Source organism: Pantoea sp. Cy-640, from assembly GCF_011752635.1.
Lineage (GTDB): Bacteria > Pseudomonadota > Gammaproteobacteria > Enterobacterales > Enterobacteriaceae > Pantoea > Pantoea dispersa.
This window is the reverse complement of the sequence record NZ_VWXB01000008.1, coordinates 183,209-197,699: the sequence shown is the minus strand read 5'-3', so window position 1 is coordinate 197,699 and position 14,491 is coordinate 183,209. Positions and strand designations below refer to the sequence as shown.

The window sequence follows — 14,491 nt, the reverse complement described above, 5'->3', positions numbered from 1 at the left end:
GGCAAGGCTAAAGATTTCCCAGAGTGTAGACCACTGAGATTTTCTAAAAAAAGGTTTTCGGATTAGCCATCTTGATGGTGAGCCTGCTGATGGGCTTGTTACAGAGGAACTGCGGTTATCAGCCGGTGTTTTCGCATCAATAAAAATGATGCGAGACGGCGGAACGACCCTGATTTAAGTTTCGCCGATGATGTGTCGTACCTGATTAATGCCTGCTCATTCAGGCTCATCATTTACGGGCGCGACGTGCAGCAACTCTGGACAGGCATGAAAAAACACAGCGAAGACATCCTCTATTACTCCTCCGACAAGCTGGCGGCACTCGGGCTGGAAAGCCTGCTGACGGCATTACCGGTAGGCTGCCGGGCGCATGAGCTCTGGTCGCTCAGTACCGTCATCTCGCAGTGTGAAAAGCTGCGACCCCGCTTGCTGGTGTTTATCTTTCACGAAAATATGCCGCTGAGTGGCACCTTCAAAGTGCTGTATGCGCTGCAGCAGCAGTTTCCGGCTATGCAGGTGCTGGTGCTGACGCGACGCCTGTTGCCGATGATGCACGCTCTCAGTCGTTATCTGCCCGGACTCAACGTCCTCGATTTGAAGTCCTCACACACCGCGCTATGTCGTTGCCTGCTGGCCTGTATCGCCGGCGGGATACCGCAGTTGCAGGAGGGGGCTGACATTCTGCTACCGGACCGGCAGCTGCGGGTACTGCTGATGATGGCGTGGGGCTACAACACGGAGCAGATTGGTAACCGGCTCGGTATCAGCCATAAAACGGTGAATGCACACAAGCTGAATGCGCTAACCCGCCTGCAGGTGAAAAGCAAAAACGACATGGCCGATCTGTTTATGGTGATTGACGAGCTGCGCATGCTGGTGGGATGGCTGCGCCTGCACCGCAATGGCAAGCTGAGCGAGCTGGCTTATCATTCGCTGGAAGAGTTACTGGAAGCATAAAAAGAAAAAAGCGTGCTGGTAACCAGCACGCGAACGCATCTTGCAGATGCCCAGAGCCCACCATACAGACTTGTTGTTATTATCCGTTTCTTGCTCGCACTGCGGCGAAAGCTTTCAGGCTAAAACGGTACTCCGGCTGGAACCAGGGACGCCCGTAGTAGCAGTAGATCAGCATTCTGATGGAAACCATCGCCAGGTAACCCCAGATGGCGCACAGCACTGACGGCGTCAGCCACACGGTAAACAGCGTGACCGCCAGCCCTGCCAGCACGGAAGACGTTTCCGTAAAGGCAATGCGCGTAAATTGTTTTTCCCGTTGCAGGATGGCGCGATAGTGCTGCCCCTGCGGAATAATAATAAAGATGACGGAAATCATCTCCAGCATAATTGCCAGTTCCGGCTGTCCCATTACTCGGCTGTAAATGTCACTGCCGATAAACAGCGCGGCAAAAATAAATAGACCGCTTAATACATTACCCCAGTAAAGCGTCGAGAGTTCGCTGTTATTTAAACTTTGATAGCGAATAAGTGCGTTACCGAAGCCGCGATCGGCTAGTGTATCAATCACTAATAAGATCACTACGGCAATCGCGAGCAAATTGAGCTCATTTGCCTGCAGGATTTGCGCCAGCAGTGAAAGCTGTAATACCCCAATGCCAACGATTTTTATGGATGACAACACTGACCATTTGGCGCTGGCCAGATTTCTTTCGCGTATCGCCATACTCTGCTCATTATGGTACATGTACCAGTGCAATTAAGGGTTCACCCGGGCGGCGGCCCAGAGTACAGATCACATCAATGCAGCGCTTCCTGTCGCAGTCCTGAGATACCTTTCAGTGCCGGCCACGTCGCGATGCTGTTAATTAAGTGATGCTCTGATAATAAAATGATGCCCCTGGCGCGTAATTGTTGTGGCGTCTGCGCGGTATCTCCTCCGGTCAGGAGGAAATCCGCGAGATCGTTATAAAATCCTTTTGCATTATTATATTTCCCGGCCTGTATCCGTCTGGCAATCTCAACAAATTCTTTTTCAGATAACAAAGGATAGGTTGAGCGATCCATGTTATGTCCCTGCTGTTTTTATTATTAAGTACTGCTGTGTGTGAAGGAGTTATACCGTGTTTTATTTAAATTAACACCATAAGAAAACTCCTATAAATCGACTGCAGGAATAAATGGTTTCAGAATATGGATGTGAATATATAAGTTCTGGTCTTTACAATTTATTAGTCCTTTTCCACCTTTTATGGCGCTGCAAAGTTGAACAAGTCAGCGCACAGGAAAAAACAGAGTTAAATCAGAAGCACTCAGCTCTCGCCAGTCCGGCACGTCCAGGAATTTTCACGGTTACGACGCTTTAGCCAGACTGGTGAATGGTGCGAAAATGCGCTTTGCGCGCGGTGAAACAGTTAAACACTGCTGCGCGAAAAAAATGGCGCTTTTTAGCGATTGCGTCCAGCGCAGTATAAAGGGCGGCTGGTGGGATAATGCATTGATTCTAATGGGTTAACAGATGCAGGAGGCGCTCAAGATCGCGTTTTACCCAGGCAACATCCCCGGCGAACTTCTCGTCAGACATCAGCGGCTGGCGATAAACCACCATGACGACTTCGGCACCCTGCTCGTTGGCAATGACCCGCATCGGCATATAAATCTCTTTACCGCTGCCGGTGTCAATCCAGTGATCCATCACGCCAAACGGGTTATAGGGAGTGAAACGAATCTTCACTGTGCCTTCCGGGCCTTTCGCTTTCCAGTACTGGCCTTCCTGCGTCAGCGTGCTGCTGCTCAGGCCGCTGGCCCACTTCGCAAAACATTCGGGTTTCCAGATGGTTTCGTACAGATCTAACCAGTTACGGGGAATGGTGAGCGTCACTGTCTGAGATGGCAGCATGGAGCCTCCGCGGGGCAGGTAAACGACAAATTAAACCTGAAACATCGCCTTTCACCTTAACTGAAGGTCACCGGACTGCAAACGGCCCGGTGACGGAAGTGTGCTGCAACAGCGTTTTCTGTCAGATAAAACGGCCGCGCCCCTGAATGTCATGCAGTTCGGCGCTGCCGTCGGCCTGACGCAGCACGAAGCGATCGGATTGCGCTACCACCGCACAGCTGTGGTTAGGGAAGATGCGCAGCAGGGCACCAACCGCAGGCGCATGTTCGCCATAGGTTAAAAAGCCGTGTTCTTCCGACAACTTCTGCACTTCATACTGATGGCCATGCTCGTCCACCGCGATGCCGAAACCGCTGGCATTGGTGCCGTGCGGGCCTTTGTCCGAGCTCAGCATTTTGGAGCCGGCATCAATGATGGCGTAATAAGGATTAACGGCCACCACGCGCGTCACGACCGTTAACGCCAGCGCATCCGCCTCACACAAGCCCAGACGCCAGGCAGTGAGATCCAGCAGGGCATAATTACCGGGACGAATTTCATCGCTGCCAGCGGCTACCGGTGCCGCCAGCGCCGTGGGCGTGGAGCCAACCGAGACGGGACAAGGAACAAAGCCGGCATCCAGCAGCCGCCGTTGCAGGTCACGCATCAGCGCGATCTCCTGCTGCGCCACCTCAGCTATCGCCGTGGCATGACCCGCACCGTACGCATGACCCGCATGCGAGATCAGTCCGGCGAAGGGCAATCCGCTGGCGACAATCTGCCGCGCCAGCGTCAGCGCGCTATCACTATGTGGATCGACGCCAACGCGATGCAGACCCACATCCACTTTAATGGCGATCGCCAGCGCGCAGTCCGGCTGCTGCTGATGGGCGGCGACAATGGCGCTTACGCCCGCCGCGCAATCTGCGATGCAGGTAATGCGTGCCTGATGCTGTGCCGCCAGCTGCAGCAGTTCGGTCAGCGCGGCGGCGTGCACCACGGGATAGGCCAGCAGCACATCGCGTGCCCCGCCGTGCACAAAAGCCACGCCTTCGCTCGGTTTCGACACGGTAATGCCGCGCGCACCCAGCTGGCGCTGCTGTTCAGCGATCCAGACGCTTTTATGAGTTTTGATGTGGGGACGCAGCGCGACGCCGGCGGCATCGGCTTTCTGTTGCATCCGTTGCAGGTTACGCTGCAGGCGCGCAGCATCAACTTCCAGGTAGGGCGTAAGCCGGTCGGCGTGCAGCGGTCGCAGCCAGCCTGCTGTCTCAGAATGTTCCATTATAATAGTCCGCAGGTTATGTCTTGGTGCGGACTATCATTCACGAGCGCTGGTTAGACGTAAAGTGAAGCTTCGCCTGGCGGACGGGTTTTAAAGCGGCGATGCAGCCACAGATATTGCTCAGGTGCACGCAGAATTTCTTTCTCAATCACCCGATTCATGTACGCCGCGGCGGCCGCTTCATCATCATGCGGGTAGTTTTCCAGCTGCGGCTGAATGATCAGCTGATAGCCGTCTTTGCGCGCATTACGAATCAGCACGATGGTCAGCATCGCCGGTTTCGCCAGCCGCGACAGCACAAAGGTGCCATTAGTGGTGGCCGCTTTCTCGACCGCGAACAGTGGAGCAAACACGCTGCCTTTCGGGCCGTAGTCCTGATCCGGCGCGAACCAGACGGCTTCGCCCTGTTTCAGCGCCTGAACCATGCCGCGCAGATCGCGTCGATCAATCATTGCTTTATTGGATCGCATGCGCCCTTTGGTTTGCGCCCACTCCATCGCCTGATTATTGTGCGGGCGATACATGGCCATCATTGGCTGGCACAGTCCGGTGATACGGCCGCCCAGCTCCAGCGACATAAAGTGCACGCCAATCACCATCACGCCGCGCTGCTGGCTCTGCGCCAGCTGAAGATTGGCGATGCCGTGCACCTGAAACAGCTGTCGCACGCGCGCATCGGACCAGAACCAGGCGATGCCGGTTTCCGCCAGTGCCATGCCCAGCGACTCAAAATTGCCGGCAATCATCATCTCTTTCTCGTCTTCATTAATGTGCGGGAAGCAGAGTTCGATGTTACGCCGCGTAATGCGTTCGCGCCGCTTCAGGAAGTGGCGTGATAACCGGCCCGCCGTCGCACCCAGCCGGATTAATAAAGGATAGGGGAGCTGCACCAGCAGCCAGAGCACTGCCAGCCCGAACCAGGTAAACCAGTAGCGGGGATGCAAAAGTTTGGAACAGAACTGCCCGGTTTTCTTCATAGCGCCTTCATGTCAGGAGTGAATGTAACGCGCGAAGAAGTCGGTCCATGGTTCCCGGTGCGGTACAACTGTAGTTATTACGACCGGCACTTTAGCAAATAGTGCCGTATAAGATATGTAAACTCTGCAATCTTCAGGATTCAGATGATTGATGGATCGTGCACTAACTGGCGTGAGAATGAAATCGGATTGGGTTTAAACTGCTTAAAAACAATAGGTTGGTGGATTGGCTGGCCAGATTTGTATGTCATTTTCGGTCAGTAACAGACACAGTTGTTCATCATTCAGGCAATAATCCTTACATTGCAAAAATTAAATATTGGTCTACCACTGCAACTGGTAGCTTCTGCAAGCCAGTTTTAGACACAGTAGTGTCCATTTGACGCTAAAAAAGCCATGATCAGACACTATTGTGTCTATATGGAAGCGTTTACCCTATGGCTACGGTGTGCAGCAAAATCGCGCTGCATACCTGTGGGCAGGCTGTAAAACCATGCGATCCAGCCACCAGGCGCTATACAAACCGGCGTAATGGCTGCGGTTAGCAAGGAAAGATAAAGCCCTGAGCAGGGCTTTATAGAGAGATAAGCGTTACTCAATGTTCTGAATCTGCTCGCGCATCTGTTCGATCAACACCTTAAGCTCAATCGCTGAGGCGGTGATGTCCGCATTGATCGATTTAGATGCCAGCGTGTTCGACTCGCGGTTGAACTCCTGCATCATAAAGTCGAGGCGGCGGCCGACGGCTTCTTTCTTCTTCAGAATGTTGTAAGTCTCTTTCACGTGCGCATCGAGGCGATCCAGCTCTTCGGCTACATCAATACGCTGGGCCATCATCACCAGTTCCTGCTCAAGGCGATTGTTCTCCAGCTGTACCTCAGCTTCTTCCAGCTTGCTCACCAGACGCTCACGCTGCCATTTCAGCACTTCCGGCATCTGTGCACGCACTTTACTGACCTGCTCGGTCACGCCCTGCAGTCGCTGTTCAATGAGCGCTTTCAGCGCGTTGCCTTCACTTTCACGCGCAATGATGAAATCGTCCAGCGCACCATCCAGCGCCGCCAGCAGTTCCGCGTTGATGGCGTCCAGATCCTGCTCCTGCGCGGTCATCACGCCCGGCCAGCGCAGAATATCCAGCGGGTTAATCGCGCCTTCATCACTCTGCATCTTCACCCAGTTCGCCGCCTGCACCAGCTGTTTAGCCAGCGACTCATTCAGCTGCAACTCACCCTGGGCGCTGGCATCGGCGTCGAAGCGCAGGTTGCACTCGATTTTGCCGCGCGTCAGGCGGTTACGGATGCGTTCGCGGATCACCGGCTCCAGGCTGCGAAACTGCTCCGGCAGGCGGATATAGGTTTCGAGGTAACGCTGGTTGACGGAACGCAGTTCCCAGGCGGCGCTGCCCCAGCTGCCTTTGGCTTCACGGCGTGCGTATGCGGTCATACTGCGGATCATAAGCTTCTACTCATTCAGGAAATGTTCTTCGAATTATAGCGAGGGTGCTCCCGGCATGATAGGCGTAAACGCACAGCAGGGTGCCAGGCCTTTAACAATCGCGTTTATTGTTATTTACCGATGTTTTCAGGCGATAAAAATATCAAGGTTGTGAATGCAGCGATAAATAACGTTTTAATCTGGCGAAAAAATAGCTACTGCGTGAATTGGCCTGCGTTAATTATCGCCAGCTTGTGAACGGGCAGGCTTTTTCCCTTGATTAAAATCATTAAAACACCGGTGCAAAACTGTGAATTATGTCAATTCATTGATTTTAATGGATTTAATAACCGTTAAAACATAATGGATTTGTGAGTGTTGTTTTTGATCATATATAACGAAAATACCGTTGCGCAGGGCAGAATTGATCTCTATCGTTGGCACCACTTGAGGACGACAACCACAAAAATGATGTGGACGGCCATCAGGAAAAATATAAGTAATTAAATTTTTCTATACACAGCAAATTGAATAAGACCGACGCAGAATGCGCTCCTTGTTTTATTCACCTAAATGGAAATCAGCAAATGAACATGAACAAAATCGTTGTGGCTTTAGGTCTGTCTATGTCTCTGGTGGCGGGTTCCGCGCTGGCAGCAGGTGAAGGTAACGGTACTGTGACGTTTAAAGGTGCGATTGTTGATGCGCCATGCTCCATCGAGCCGGGTTCAATCGACCAGACGGTTGAACTGGGTCAGATTTCCAACGTGGCGCTGAAAGATGGTGGCCGTTCTACGCCGCGTCCATTCCAGATCAAACTCGAGAACTGCGATGCCGCAACCAAAAAAGAAGTGACAGTAACCTTCTCTGGTACTGGTTCTCAGGCTGTTCCAGGCAAGCTCGCAATTAGCGGTACCGCATCAGGCGCGGCAATCGGCATTAATTTCGGTGAGAGCGAGATTGAACTGGGTACCGCCACGCCAGCGCAACAACTGATGGACGGCAACAACCAGCTCTCCTTCGCAGCCTTCCTGCAGGGTGGCGGCGCCTCCAGCACCATCGTCCCGGGCGAATTCCAGAGCGTGGCTGACTTCGCACTGAACTATCAGTAATGGTCAGAGACTGGCGGGCTACCTGGTCCGCCACTCTATCTTTTCGCTTAAGGAACTGCGGCGATGAGTCGTTTTATGCCTGCGGCGATAGTTTCGGCATCGGTGCTTTTCATCAATGCCTGCCGCGCCGAACCGTTGATCGACCGCGGCCGCGTTGCGTTACGCGGCACCATTAATCAGGGTGCCTGCGCCATTAAGGTCGATGATGCTGAACAAACCATCGCGATGGGGGTGATGCCGCTGGCGCGCCTGCAGCGTGACGGTAAAGGGCCGGGTTTTCCCTTCTCTATCCAGCTGGTCAATTGTCCGGTGGAGTACAGCGCGTCGGGAGGCGTGGCTCGCACCTTTTCTATCACCTTTGACCATGATGGCCCGCCGGGTCAGCAGCGCTTTGCTGTGTATGGTGATGCCAAAGGGGTAGAGCTGATGATTACGGATACGCAGGGCAACACCATTGCTCCCGGTGAGGCGCAGCCGATCGATCAGCATCTGACGCAGCAGCACGACCTGCGTTATCGGCTCATGCTGGTCAGCAACCAGCAACAACTGCACAGCGGGAGTTACGCCGCCGCGATTCGTTTTCACATTAATTACAACTGATCTTTCACGGTTTACGGACACCGCTTGCCATGAAAAAGGCTTCATTAACTGCGCCAGCCTCATGTGCGCGCAGGCAGCGTATCAGGCTGACGCCGCTCAGCGTGGCGTTAATGTTAGCCCTCGGCTACAGTGCTCCGCTCTTCGCTGCCGGTGCGGTCTCATTCAACACCGATATTCTTGATCTCAACGATCGGCAAAACATCGATCTGTCGCAGTTTGCTCAGGCCGGCTACATCATGCCGGGCGAATACATGATGGAGCTGCGCGTCAACCAGACACAGATTCCGGAAATGCTGGTGCGCTATTACGCACCCGAAAACGCGCCGAATGAAAGTCTGCCCTGCCTGACACCCGAAATGGTGGATAAACTGGCGCTGAAACCGGAAGTGCTGAAAAACGCGTCGTGGCTGCAGGATGGCCAGTGTCTGGCGGTGGATTCCATCTCCGGCATGCAGGTGCGCGGTAATCTGGGTGAATCTCGCCTCAGCATCACCATTCCGCAGGCTTGGCTGGAGTACAGCGCCGCCAACTGGGAACCGCCGTCGCGCTGGGATAACGGCGTCCCGGGCCTGTTAATGGATTACAACCTGTTTGCCTCTACCACGCGTGCGCAACACGGCGCTAACAGCCAGAGTGTGAGCGGCAACGGCACCGGTGGCGTTAACGCCGGTGCCTGGCGCCTGCGTGCAGACTGGCAGATGCAGCAAAATCGCGGCGCTGGCAGCCACCGTCAGGAATTCACCTGGACACGCTTTTACGCCTATCGGCCGCTGCCTGATCTCCAGGCGAAAGCCACGCTGGGCGAGAACTATCTCGATTCCGGCATGTTTGACAGCTTTCGCTATCTTGGCGCAGCGATCACCAGCGATGACAACATGCTGCCGCCCAACCTGCGTGGCTATGCGCCGGAAGTGACCGGTATCGCCAAAACCAACGCCAAAGTCACCATTAGCCAGCAGGGGCGGGTGATTTATGAATCGCAGGTGGCGGCCGGTCCATTTCGTATTCAGGATCTCAATGATGCCGTCTCCGGCCAGCTTGACGTGCGCGTCGAGGAGCAGGACGGCAGCGTACAGACCTTTAGCGTCGATACCGCCACTATCCCGTATCTGACCCGTCCGGGCCGCGTGCGTTACAAATTCGCCAGCGGCAAACCGGGCCGTGAAGAGCACAAAACGCAGGGACCCACGTTTGCCACCGGCGAATTCTCCTGGGGGATCAGTAACGGCTGGTCGATGTACGGCGGCGGGCTGGCCGCAGGCAATTACAAAGCGTTATCGATGGGTCTGGGACGCGATCTGTTATTACTGGGCGCCATCTCGTTTGATGCCACCCAGTCGCAGGCTGGCTTGCCGCAGCAGGGCAACAAAAGCGGCGGCTCTTATCGCCTGAGCTATTCCAAACGCTTCGAGGAACTTGATGGTCAGGTGACGTTTGCCGGCTACCGTTTTTCGCAGCGCAACTTTATGAGTCTGCCGCAGTATCTCGACGCGCGTTATCGCAACCAACAGGTTTCTAACAGCAAAGAGCTCTACACCATTACGCTCAATAAGCACTTTCGCAGCCTGAACCTGAGTAGCTATCTCAGCTACAGCCATCAGACCTATTGGGATCGTGCCCCGCTGGATCGCTGGAGCTTTTCCACCTCGCGCTACTTTGATGTCGGTCGGTTTAAGAATCTGAGTTTAAGTCTGTCGCTCAACCGGACGCAATATAACGGCAAAAACGATGACAGCGTTTATCTCAACTTCAGTATGCCGATTGGCGGTGACAGTAGCCTGAGCTATAGCCAGCAAACCAGCGGTAAGCAAACTACCCACTCGGCCAGTTTTTATGACCGGCTGGACAGTAACAACAGCTACAGCCTGAGCGCCGGCCTTAATAGCGATCGCCGTCAGTCGTTCAGCGGGTTTTACAGTCATCAGGGCAGTCTGACCAGCATGACGGCCAGCGCCAGCGCGCAGCAGGGACAGTACCGCAGCGCCAGCCTGTCACTGCAGGGCGGTTTAACGCTCACGCCACAGGGCGCGGCGCTGCACCGGCTGGGCATGCCCGGCAGCACGCGTCTGATGGTCGATACCGATGGCGTCTCCGGCGTGCCGGTCAACGGTGGCGGCAGTAATACGTACACCAATTTCTTTGGCAAAGCGGTGATTTCGGACGTGAACAGCTATTACCGCAACACCGCCAGTATTGATGTCACCGGACTGGCCGACAACGTGGAAGCGTCGCGCCCGGTAACCCAGATCACCCTGACCGAAGGTGCCATCGGTTACCGGCGTTTCGGTGTGATTAAAGGCATCAAAGCCATGGCCGCCATCCGGCTGGCAGATGGCAGCTGGCCGCCCTTTGGTGCCAGCGTTCAGAGTAACGGACGCGAAGTGGGCATTCTGGATGATGACGGCCTGGTATGGCTGAGCGGCATTGAGCCCGGTGCCAGCATGGATGTGCGCTGGAACGGCGAAACCCAGTGTCAGCTGGCATTACCCGATCCTCTGCCGCAGCAGTTGCTCGACGAAGGACAGAACTTGTTATTACTTTGCACGCGCCGCGCCGCGCCTGCTTCTTCAACGTAAGGAAAGAGTTAATCATGCTGGTAAAAACGCTGAGTGGCGCCTTGCTGCTCTCCACGCTGACGCTATCACTGCAGGCTCACGCGGCGATTGCGCTTGATCGCACCCGGGTCATTTTTAACGGTAACGAAAAAAACGTCTCGCTGAATATCAGTAATGAAAACAAGCAGCTGCCTTATCTGGCACAGGGCTGGATTGAAGACAGCAGCGGTAAAAAAATTACGTCACCGCTGGTGCTGCTGCCGCCGGTGCAGCGCGTTGAACCGGGCGAGCGCAGCGTGGTGAAAGTGCAGTCGCTGCCCGCCATCAAGTCTCTGCCGCAGGATCGTGAGTCGGTGTTCTATTTCAGCATGCGTGAAATCCCGCCGCGCAGCGATAAAAGCAACGTGCTGCAAATTGCGCTGCAGACGCGTATCAAGCTGTTCTATCGCCCGGAAGCGATCGTGGTGAGCAATCCGTCGGTGGTGACGCCATGGCAGGAAAAACTGACGCTGACGCGCCAGGGGGCACGCTACCAGCTCAACAATCCCACGCCTTACTTCATTACGCTGGTGGATGCACAGCCAGCGAAAGGCCAGTCGCTGAAGAAAAGCTTTGAACCGGTAATGGTCGCGCCAAAAACCAGTATCGATCTGGGCGTGAACGCAGCAGAACTGGGCAGCGCGCCGCTGTTAACTTACATCAACGACTACGGCGGCCGTCCAACGCTGGCGCTGAAGTGTGCCGGCGACAGCTGCAGTGTCGTCAGTAACAAGGTGGAGCAGTAAGCGATGCGTGTGCTGTTGCTGGTGCTGACGCTGTTGAGCCCGACTCTGCAGGCGGCAACCAACGGTGTGGTGCATGTGTATGGCGCGCTGCAGGAGAGTCCATGCTGGCTTGACGTCGGTAACAATGATCAGGCGGCTGGCCTCGATACCACGCCGACCGCCGCGCTGCAACAGGTTGGTGAGCAGGTGATGAAGCAGGCGTTAACGCTGCATTTGCAGGACTGCCCGTACAGTATCCGCAATGTCGCCGATCCGCTATGGCTGCAACATGTGCCGTCCATCAGCATCGACTTCTTTGCCCCGCAAAGTCTGGCCGACCCGCAGCTGATTCGCGTCCAGGGCTCTGACGGCGTGGGCCTGCAATTGTTTGATGAGAACTATCAGCCGCTGCCGCCCACCTTCCGCAATCTGCGCGTGCCGCTCAGCGCCGGCAGCAATGTGCTGAGCTGGCTGACGGTAGAGGAACGCACCGCGCTGCCGCTGCAGCCGGGCGCCTGGTCAGCCAGCGGTCAGTTACAGGTGAACTATGACTAAGCATCGACTTGTTACGTTGATGAAGAATTACAGCAGGCTGCTAACCGGTAGCCTGCTGCTGTGCATCTGCTGGCCACTGCATGCGGTGGAGCTGCGCCTGCACGGTACGCTGATTGAGAATCCGCCCTGCACGCTGAATGACAACCAGAGCCTGATGATTGAGTTTGGCGATGCGCTGAGCGTGAAAAAGATCGATGGCGTCAACTACCTGCAGCGCAAGGCGATACCGGTCAAGTGCACCGAGGATCCGGGTGCGGCATTGCAGGTGCGTCTGACCGGTACCGCTTCCGGTTTCGACAGCAGTGCACTGCTCAGCAGCGTGAGTGCGCTGGGTATTCGCTTTTATCTGGCCAGCAAGCCGCTGGCGGTCAACAGCACGCTGCCGATTGTTTTCCCCGGCACGCTCGATCTCGGCGCAGTGCCGGTTCAGCAGCCGGGGGTGACGCTGGAGGGTGGGGAGTTCTCCGCCAGCGCGGCGCTGCTGCTGGAATATCAGTAAGGAGAGGCGATGAGAGCGGGCGTAATGCTGGTACTGGGATGGCTGCTGGTGCCACAGGCACAGGCGATAGAGATGAAGCTGCACGGCACACTGGTGGCGGAACCCTGTTCGCTGGAGCCGGATCAGCAGCAGCTGGAGCTCAACTTTGGCGACATCGTCGCGAAATCGCTATATCAGAATCCGCGCACGCCGGCGCGTCCCCTGGTGATGCGCCTGAGCGGTTGTGATACCGAACTGGGTAAAGACGTCGAGCTGGTGTTCAACGGCATTGCCGATGCCGAGCAGCCCGATCTGCTGGCGCTGGCCGGTGATGCCGGCGCCAAAGGCGTGGCCATTGGGCTGAGTGATGCGGGCGGAAAGCTGGTGCCCATTAACCGCGGCGTGATGCATTTTCCGCTGCAGCAGGGCGACAACCAGCTGCAGTTCAGTGCCTGGTTGCAGGCTTCGGCAAGCGCGATTGCCGAGCGCACCATCGAGCCTGGCAACGTATCGGCGATTGCCACTTTTTATCTGAACTATCCCTGAGTGCCTGTTATGTGGTTGATAAATCAACATATCACGTTTGACCCGGATCGGCGCCTGTTGCGCGATCGGCATGATAACGAGCTGCTGCTCAACCAGAGCAGCGCACGCTGCCTGGCGCTGTTTCTGCAAAAGCCGGGTGAGGTCATTAGCCACGAAACGCTGCTGGACGAAGGCTGGCGTAGCCAGGGGGTGCACGTGACGGAAAACTCGCTGCGCCAGATGCTGTCGATGCTGCGCAAACAGTTTCTGCAACTGCGGGTGGAAGGAGAAACCTTTGTCACCGTTCATCGTCAGGGCTACCGGCTGCATGAGTCGGTGCGGGTGGAAGCCTGTTTACCGCTGGCTGAAGCCGTGGAAGAAGCGCGCATCACGTCGGAAGCGCGTATTCAGCCACTGGTGACCACCCATGTGCACACGGCGCCGCTGCCGGTAATAGCGCCGCCGCCGGCCACCGCCACCGTGGAGGAGGAAACGCCCGCTGCGGCGCCACGCAGCCGTTCCGGGCTGGTGTTAATCGGCATGTTGATCAGCGCGGTGTTGTTACTGGTGCTGGCCTTACTCGGCATTAAGGTGCTGGAGATTCGCGATGTGGTCACCGTGACCTATGCACCCTATCGCCACGTGCAGGGCCGGCAGTGGTATATCCAGGATGACTTCAGCGCCACCGAACGTGAAGAGATCGATCAAAACCTGCAGCTGGTGAGTGACAGCATGGCGCGCTTTATCCAGCTGGCCGAAGAGGAACGCCACATCTATATCAACCGCACCAAGCTGGCTGACCGTTACAGCTGGTTTATCTGTCAAAACCCTATCGAGCAGAAGGATGCGTTATGTCGGTCAGCCATATATTTCGTCGCCGAGTAACCTGGGTGTTGCAGGGGGGATTACTGATGCTGGCGCTGGTACTGGCGGCCATCCTGATTTATCAGCTGTCACGTCGCATTCCCCATTGTGAAGCGGATTCGATTCTGATCTCCAGAGAGGCGGGACAGCTGGTGGTGTCGCACGGCCAGTGGAAAGTGCAAAACAGCCTGTTTCAGGCCACCGGCAATTACAGCGGTATGATCAGCTATTACTCGCCACAACAGCAACTGCAGCGCCGCGAACCGGTAGACGTCTCTTTTGAGCTGCGCCACAGCTTCTCCGGCGCCGCGCTGCGCAGCGAAACCACTGCCATTTCCTACAATCTCGCCAACCGCGCCTCACCACAGAATATTGAACGCTATATCTCCGCCGGACTGGCGCCCGGCCATGTCAATTACGGCTGGATTTATCGTCTGCAGAATGTGCGTTATGTGATTGGGAACAATGCGAATCCGTCGGTGATTTGTCGCAGATAGTTAAGGCTACGT

16 protein-coding genes are annotated in these 14,491 nt (G+C 55.6%); 10 read left to right on the top strand and 6 right to left on the bottom strand.

The window, feature by feature from the left end:
- The first annotated feature begins 267 nt into the window (after positions 1-267).
- A complete protein-coding gene (locus F3J36_RS18990) occupies positions 268-957 on the top strand; it encodes a LuxR C-terminal-related transcriptional regulator (RefSeq protein ID WP_166720256.1) in 690 nt (229 codons plus the stop codon).
- 79 nt (positions 958-1,036) lie between these two features.
- Here F3J36_RS18990 and F3J36_RS18985 read toward each other — a convergent pair whose 3' ends face one another.
- The 6 genes from F3J36_RS18985 to F3J36_RS18960 form a co-directional block, all read right to left on the bottom strand.
- On the bottom strand, positions 1,037-1,681 hold the full coding sequence (locus F3J36_RS18985; RefSeq protein WP_021507100.1) for an oligosaccharide flippase family protein: 645 nt from the start codon (positions 1,679-1,681) through the stop codon (positions 1,037-1,039).
- Positions 1,682-1,755: 74 nt separating this feature from the next.
- On the bottom strand, positions 1,756-2,022 hold the full coding sequence (locus F3J36_RS18980; RefSeq protein ID WP_166720255.1) for a hypothetical protein: 267 nt from the start codon (positions 2,020-2,022) through the stop codon (positions 1,756-1,758).
- Between the two features lie 436 nt (positions 2,023-2,458).
- Positions 2,459-2,854: a hypothetical protein gene (locus F3J36_RS18975; RefSeq protein ID WP_021507099.1), complete on the bottom strand. Its 396-nt coding sequence runs from the start codon at positions 2,852-2,854 to the stop codon at positions 2,459-2,461.
- A gap of 121 nt (positions 2,855-2,975) precedes the next feature.
- Entirely contained in the window at positions 2,976-4,118 is a 1,143-nt protein-coding gene (locus tag F3J36_RS18970) for an alanine racemase (protein WP_211073201.1), read from the bottom strand.
- Positions 4,119-4,171: 53 nt separating this feature from the next.
- Positions 4,172-5,095 carry a kdo(2)-lipid IV(A) palmitoleoyltransferase gene (lpxP, locus tag F3J36_RS18965; RefSeq protein WP_104189276.1) on the bottom strand — a complete coding sequence of 308 codons (924 nt, stop codon included), beginning with the start codon at positions 5,093-5,095 and terminating at the stop codon, positions 4,172-4,174.
- Positions 5,096-5,686: 591 nt separating this feature from the next.
- Positions 5,687-6,550: a YicC/YloC family endoribonuclease gene (locus F3J36_RS18960; RefSeq protein ID WP_021507096.1), complete on the bottom strand. Its 864-nt coding sequence runs from the start codon at positions 6,548-6,550 to the stop codon at positions 5,687-5,689.
- 566 nt (positions 6,551-7,116) lie between these two features.
- Here F3J36_RS18960 and F3J36_RS18955 point away from each other — a divergent pair.
- The 9 genes from F3J36_RS18955 to F3J36_RS18915 all read left to right on the top strand — a co-directional run bounded on the left by F3J36_RS18955 (position 7,117) and on the right by F3J36_RS18915 (position 14,479).
- Positions 7,117-7,641, top strand: a complete 525-nt coding sequence (locus tag F3J36_RS18955; protein ID WP_088516687.1) for a fimbrial protein — start codon at positions 7,117-7,119, stop codon at positions 7,639-7,641.
- Between the two features lie 63 nt (positions 7,642-7,704).
- Positions 7,705-8,241 carry a fimbrial protein gene (locus F3J36_RS18950; protein ID WP_088516686.1) on the top strand — a complete coding sequence of 179 codons (537 nt, stop codon included), beginning with the start codon at positions 7,705-7,707 and terminating at the stop codon, positions 8,239-8,241.
- Positions 8,242-8,270: 29 nt separating this feature from the next.
- The gene (locus F3J36_RS18945) at positions 8,271-10,817 is read left to right on the top strand and encodes an outer membrane usher protein (protein WP_088516685.1); all 2,547 of its coding nucleotides are present in this window, start codon (positions 8,271-8,273) and stop codon (positions 10,815-10,817) included.
- A gap of 14 nt (positions 10,818-10,831) precedes the next feature.
- On the top strand, positions 10,832-11,581 hold the full coding sequence (locus tag F3J36_RS18940) for a fimbria/pilus periplasmic chaperone (protein WP_166720254.1): 750 nt from the start codon (positions 10,832-10,834) through the stop codon (positions 11,579-11,581).
- 3 nt (positions 11,582-11,584) lie between these two features.
- The gene (locus tag F3J36_RS18935) at positions 11,585-12,115 is read left to right on the top strand and encodes a fimbrial protein (protein WP_166720253.1); all 531 of its coding nucleotides are present in this window, start codon (positions 11,585-11,587) and stop codon (positions 12,113-12,115) included.
- Entirely contained in the window at positions 12,108-12,614 is a 507-nt protein-coding gene (locus tag F3J36_RS18930) for a fimbrial protein (RefSeq protein ID WP_166720252.1), read from the top strand. Before F3J36_RS18935 ends, F3J36_RS18930 begins: the two co-directional genes overlap by 8 nt.
- A 9-nt stretch (positions 12,615-12,623) precedes the next feature.
- A complete protein-coding gene (locus F3J36_RS18925; protein ID WP_166720251.1) occupies positions 12,624-13,139 on the top strand; it encodes a fimbrial protein in 516 nt (171 codons plus the stop codon).
- Positions 13,140-13,148: 9 nt separating this feature from the next.
- Positions 13,149-14,003 carry a winged helix-turn-helix domain-containing protein gene (locus F3J36_RS18920; RefSeq protein ID WP_166720250.1) on the top strand — a complete coding sequence of 285 codons (855 nt, stop codon included), beginning with the start codon at positions 13,149-13,151 and terminating at the stop codon, positions 14,001-14,003.
- Positions 13,970-14,479 carry a hypothetical protein gene (locus tag F3J36_RS18915; protein WP_166720249.1) on the top strand — a complete coding sequence of 170 codons (510 nt, stop codon included), beginning with the start codon at positions 13,970-13,972 and terminating at the stop codon, positions 14,477-14,479. Before F3J36_RS18920 ends, F3J36_RS18915 begins: the two co-directional genes overlap by 34 nt.
- Positions 14,480-14,491: the final 12 nt, after the last annotated feature.

Excerpts from the sequence above, each read along its gene's own strand:
- F3J36_RS18990 (WP_166720256.1), top strand. The coding sequence starts at position 268 with ATGAAAAAACACAGCGAAGACATCCTCTATTACTCCTCCGACAAGCTG.
- F3J36_RS18985 (WP_021507100.1), bottom strand. The coding sequence starts at position 1,681 with ATGGCGATACGCGAAAGAAATCTGGCCAGCGCCAAATGGTCAGTGTTG.
- F3J36_RS18980 (WP_166720255.1), bottom strand. The coding sequence starts at position 2,022 with ATGGATCGCTCAACCTATCCTTTGTTATCTGAAAAAGAATTTGTTGAG.
- F3J36_RS18975 (WP_021507099.1), bottom strand. The coding sequence starts at position 2,854 with ATGCTGCCATCTCAGACAGTGACGCTCACCATTCCCCGTAACTGGTTA.
- F3J36_RS18970 (WP_211073201.1), bottom strand. The coding sequence starts at position 4,118 with ATGGAACATTCTGAGACAGCAGGCTGGCTGCGACCGCTGCACGCCGAC.
- lpxP (WP_104189276.1), bottom strand. The coding sequence starts at position 5,095 with ATGAAGAAAACCGGGCAGTTCTGTTCCAAACTTTTGCATCCCCGCTAC.
- F3J36_RS18960 (WP_021507096.1), bottom strand. The coding sequence starts at position 6,550 with ATGATCCGCAGTATGACCGCATACGCACGCCGTGAAGCCAAAGGCAGC.
- F3J36_RS18955 (WP_088516687.1), top strand. The coding sequence starts at position 7,117 with ATGAACATGAACAAAATCGTTGTGGCTTTAGGTCTGTCTATGTCTCTG.
- F3J36_RS18950 (WP_088516686.1), top strand. The coding sequence starts at position 7,705 with ATGAGTCGTTTTATGCCTGCGGCGATAGTTTCGGCATCGGTGCTTTTC.
- F3J36_RS18945 (WP_088516685.1), top strand. The coding sequence starts at position 8,271 with ATGAAAAAGGCTTCATTAACTGCGCCAGCCTCATGTGCGCGCAGGCAG.
- F3J36_RS18940 (WP_166720254.1), top strand. The coding sequence starts at position 10,832 with ATGCTGGTAAAAACGCTGAGTGGCGCCTTGCTGCTCTCCACGCTGACG.
- F3J36_RS18935 (WP_166720253.1), top strand. The coding sequence starts at position 11,585 with ATGCGTGTGCTGTTGCTGGTGCTGACGCTGTTGAGCCCGACTCTGCAG.
- F3J36_RS18930 (WP_166720252.1), top strand. The coding sequence starts at position 12,108 with ATGACTAAGCATCGACTTGTTACGTTGATGAAGAATTACAGCAGGCTG.
- F3J36_RS18925 (WP_166720251.1), top strand. The coding sequence starts at position 12,624 with ATGAGAGCGGGCGTAATGCTGGTACTGGGATGGCTGCTGGTGCCACAG.
- F3J36_RS18920 (WP_166720250.1), top strand. The coding sequence starts at position 13,149 with ATGTGGTTGATAAATCAACATATCACGTTTGACCCGGATCGGCGCCTG.
- F3J36_RS18915 (WP_166720249.1), top strand. The coding sequence starts at position 13,970 with ATGTCGGTCAGCCATATATTTCGTCGCCGAGTAACCTGGGTGTTGCAG.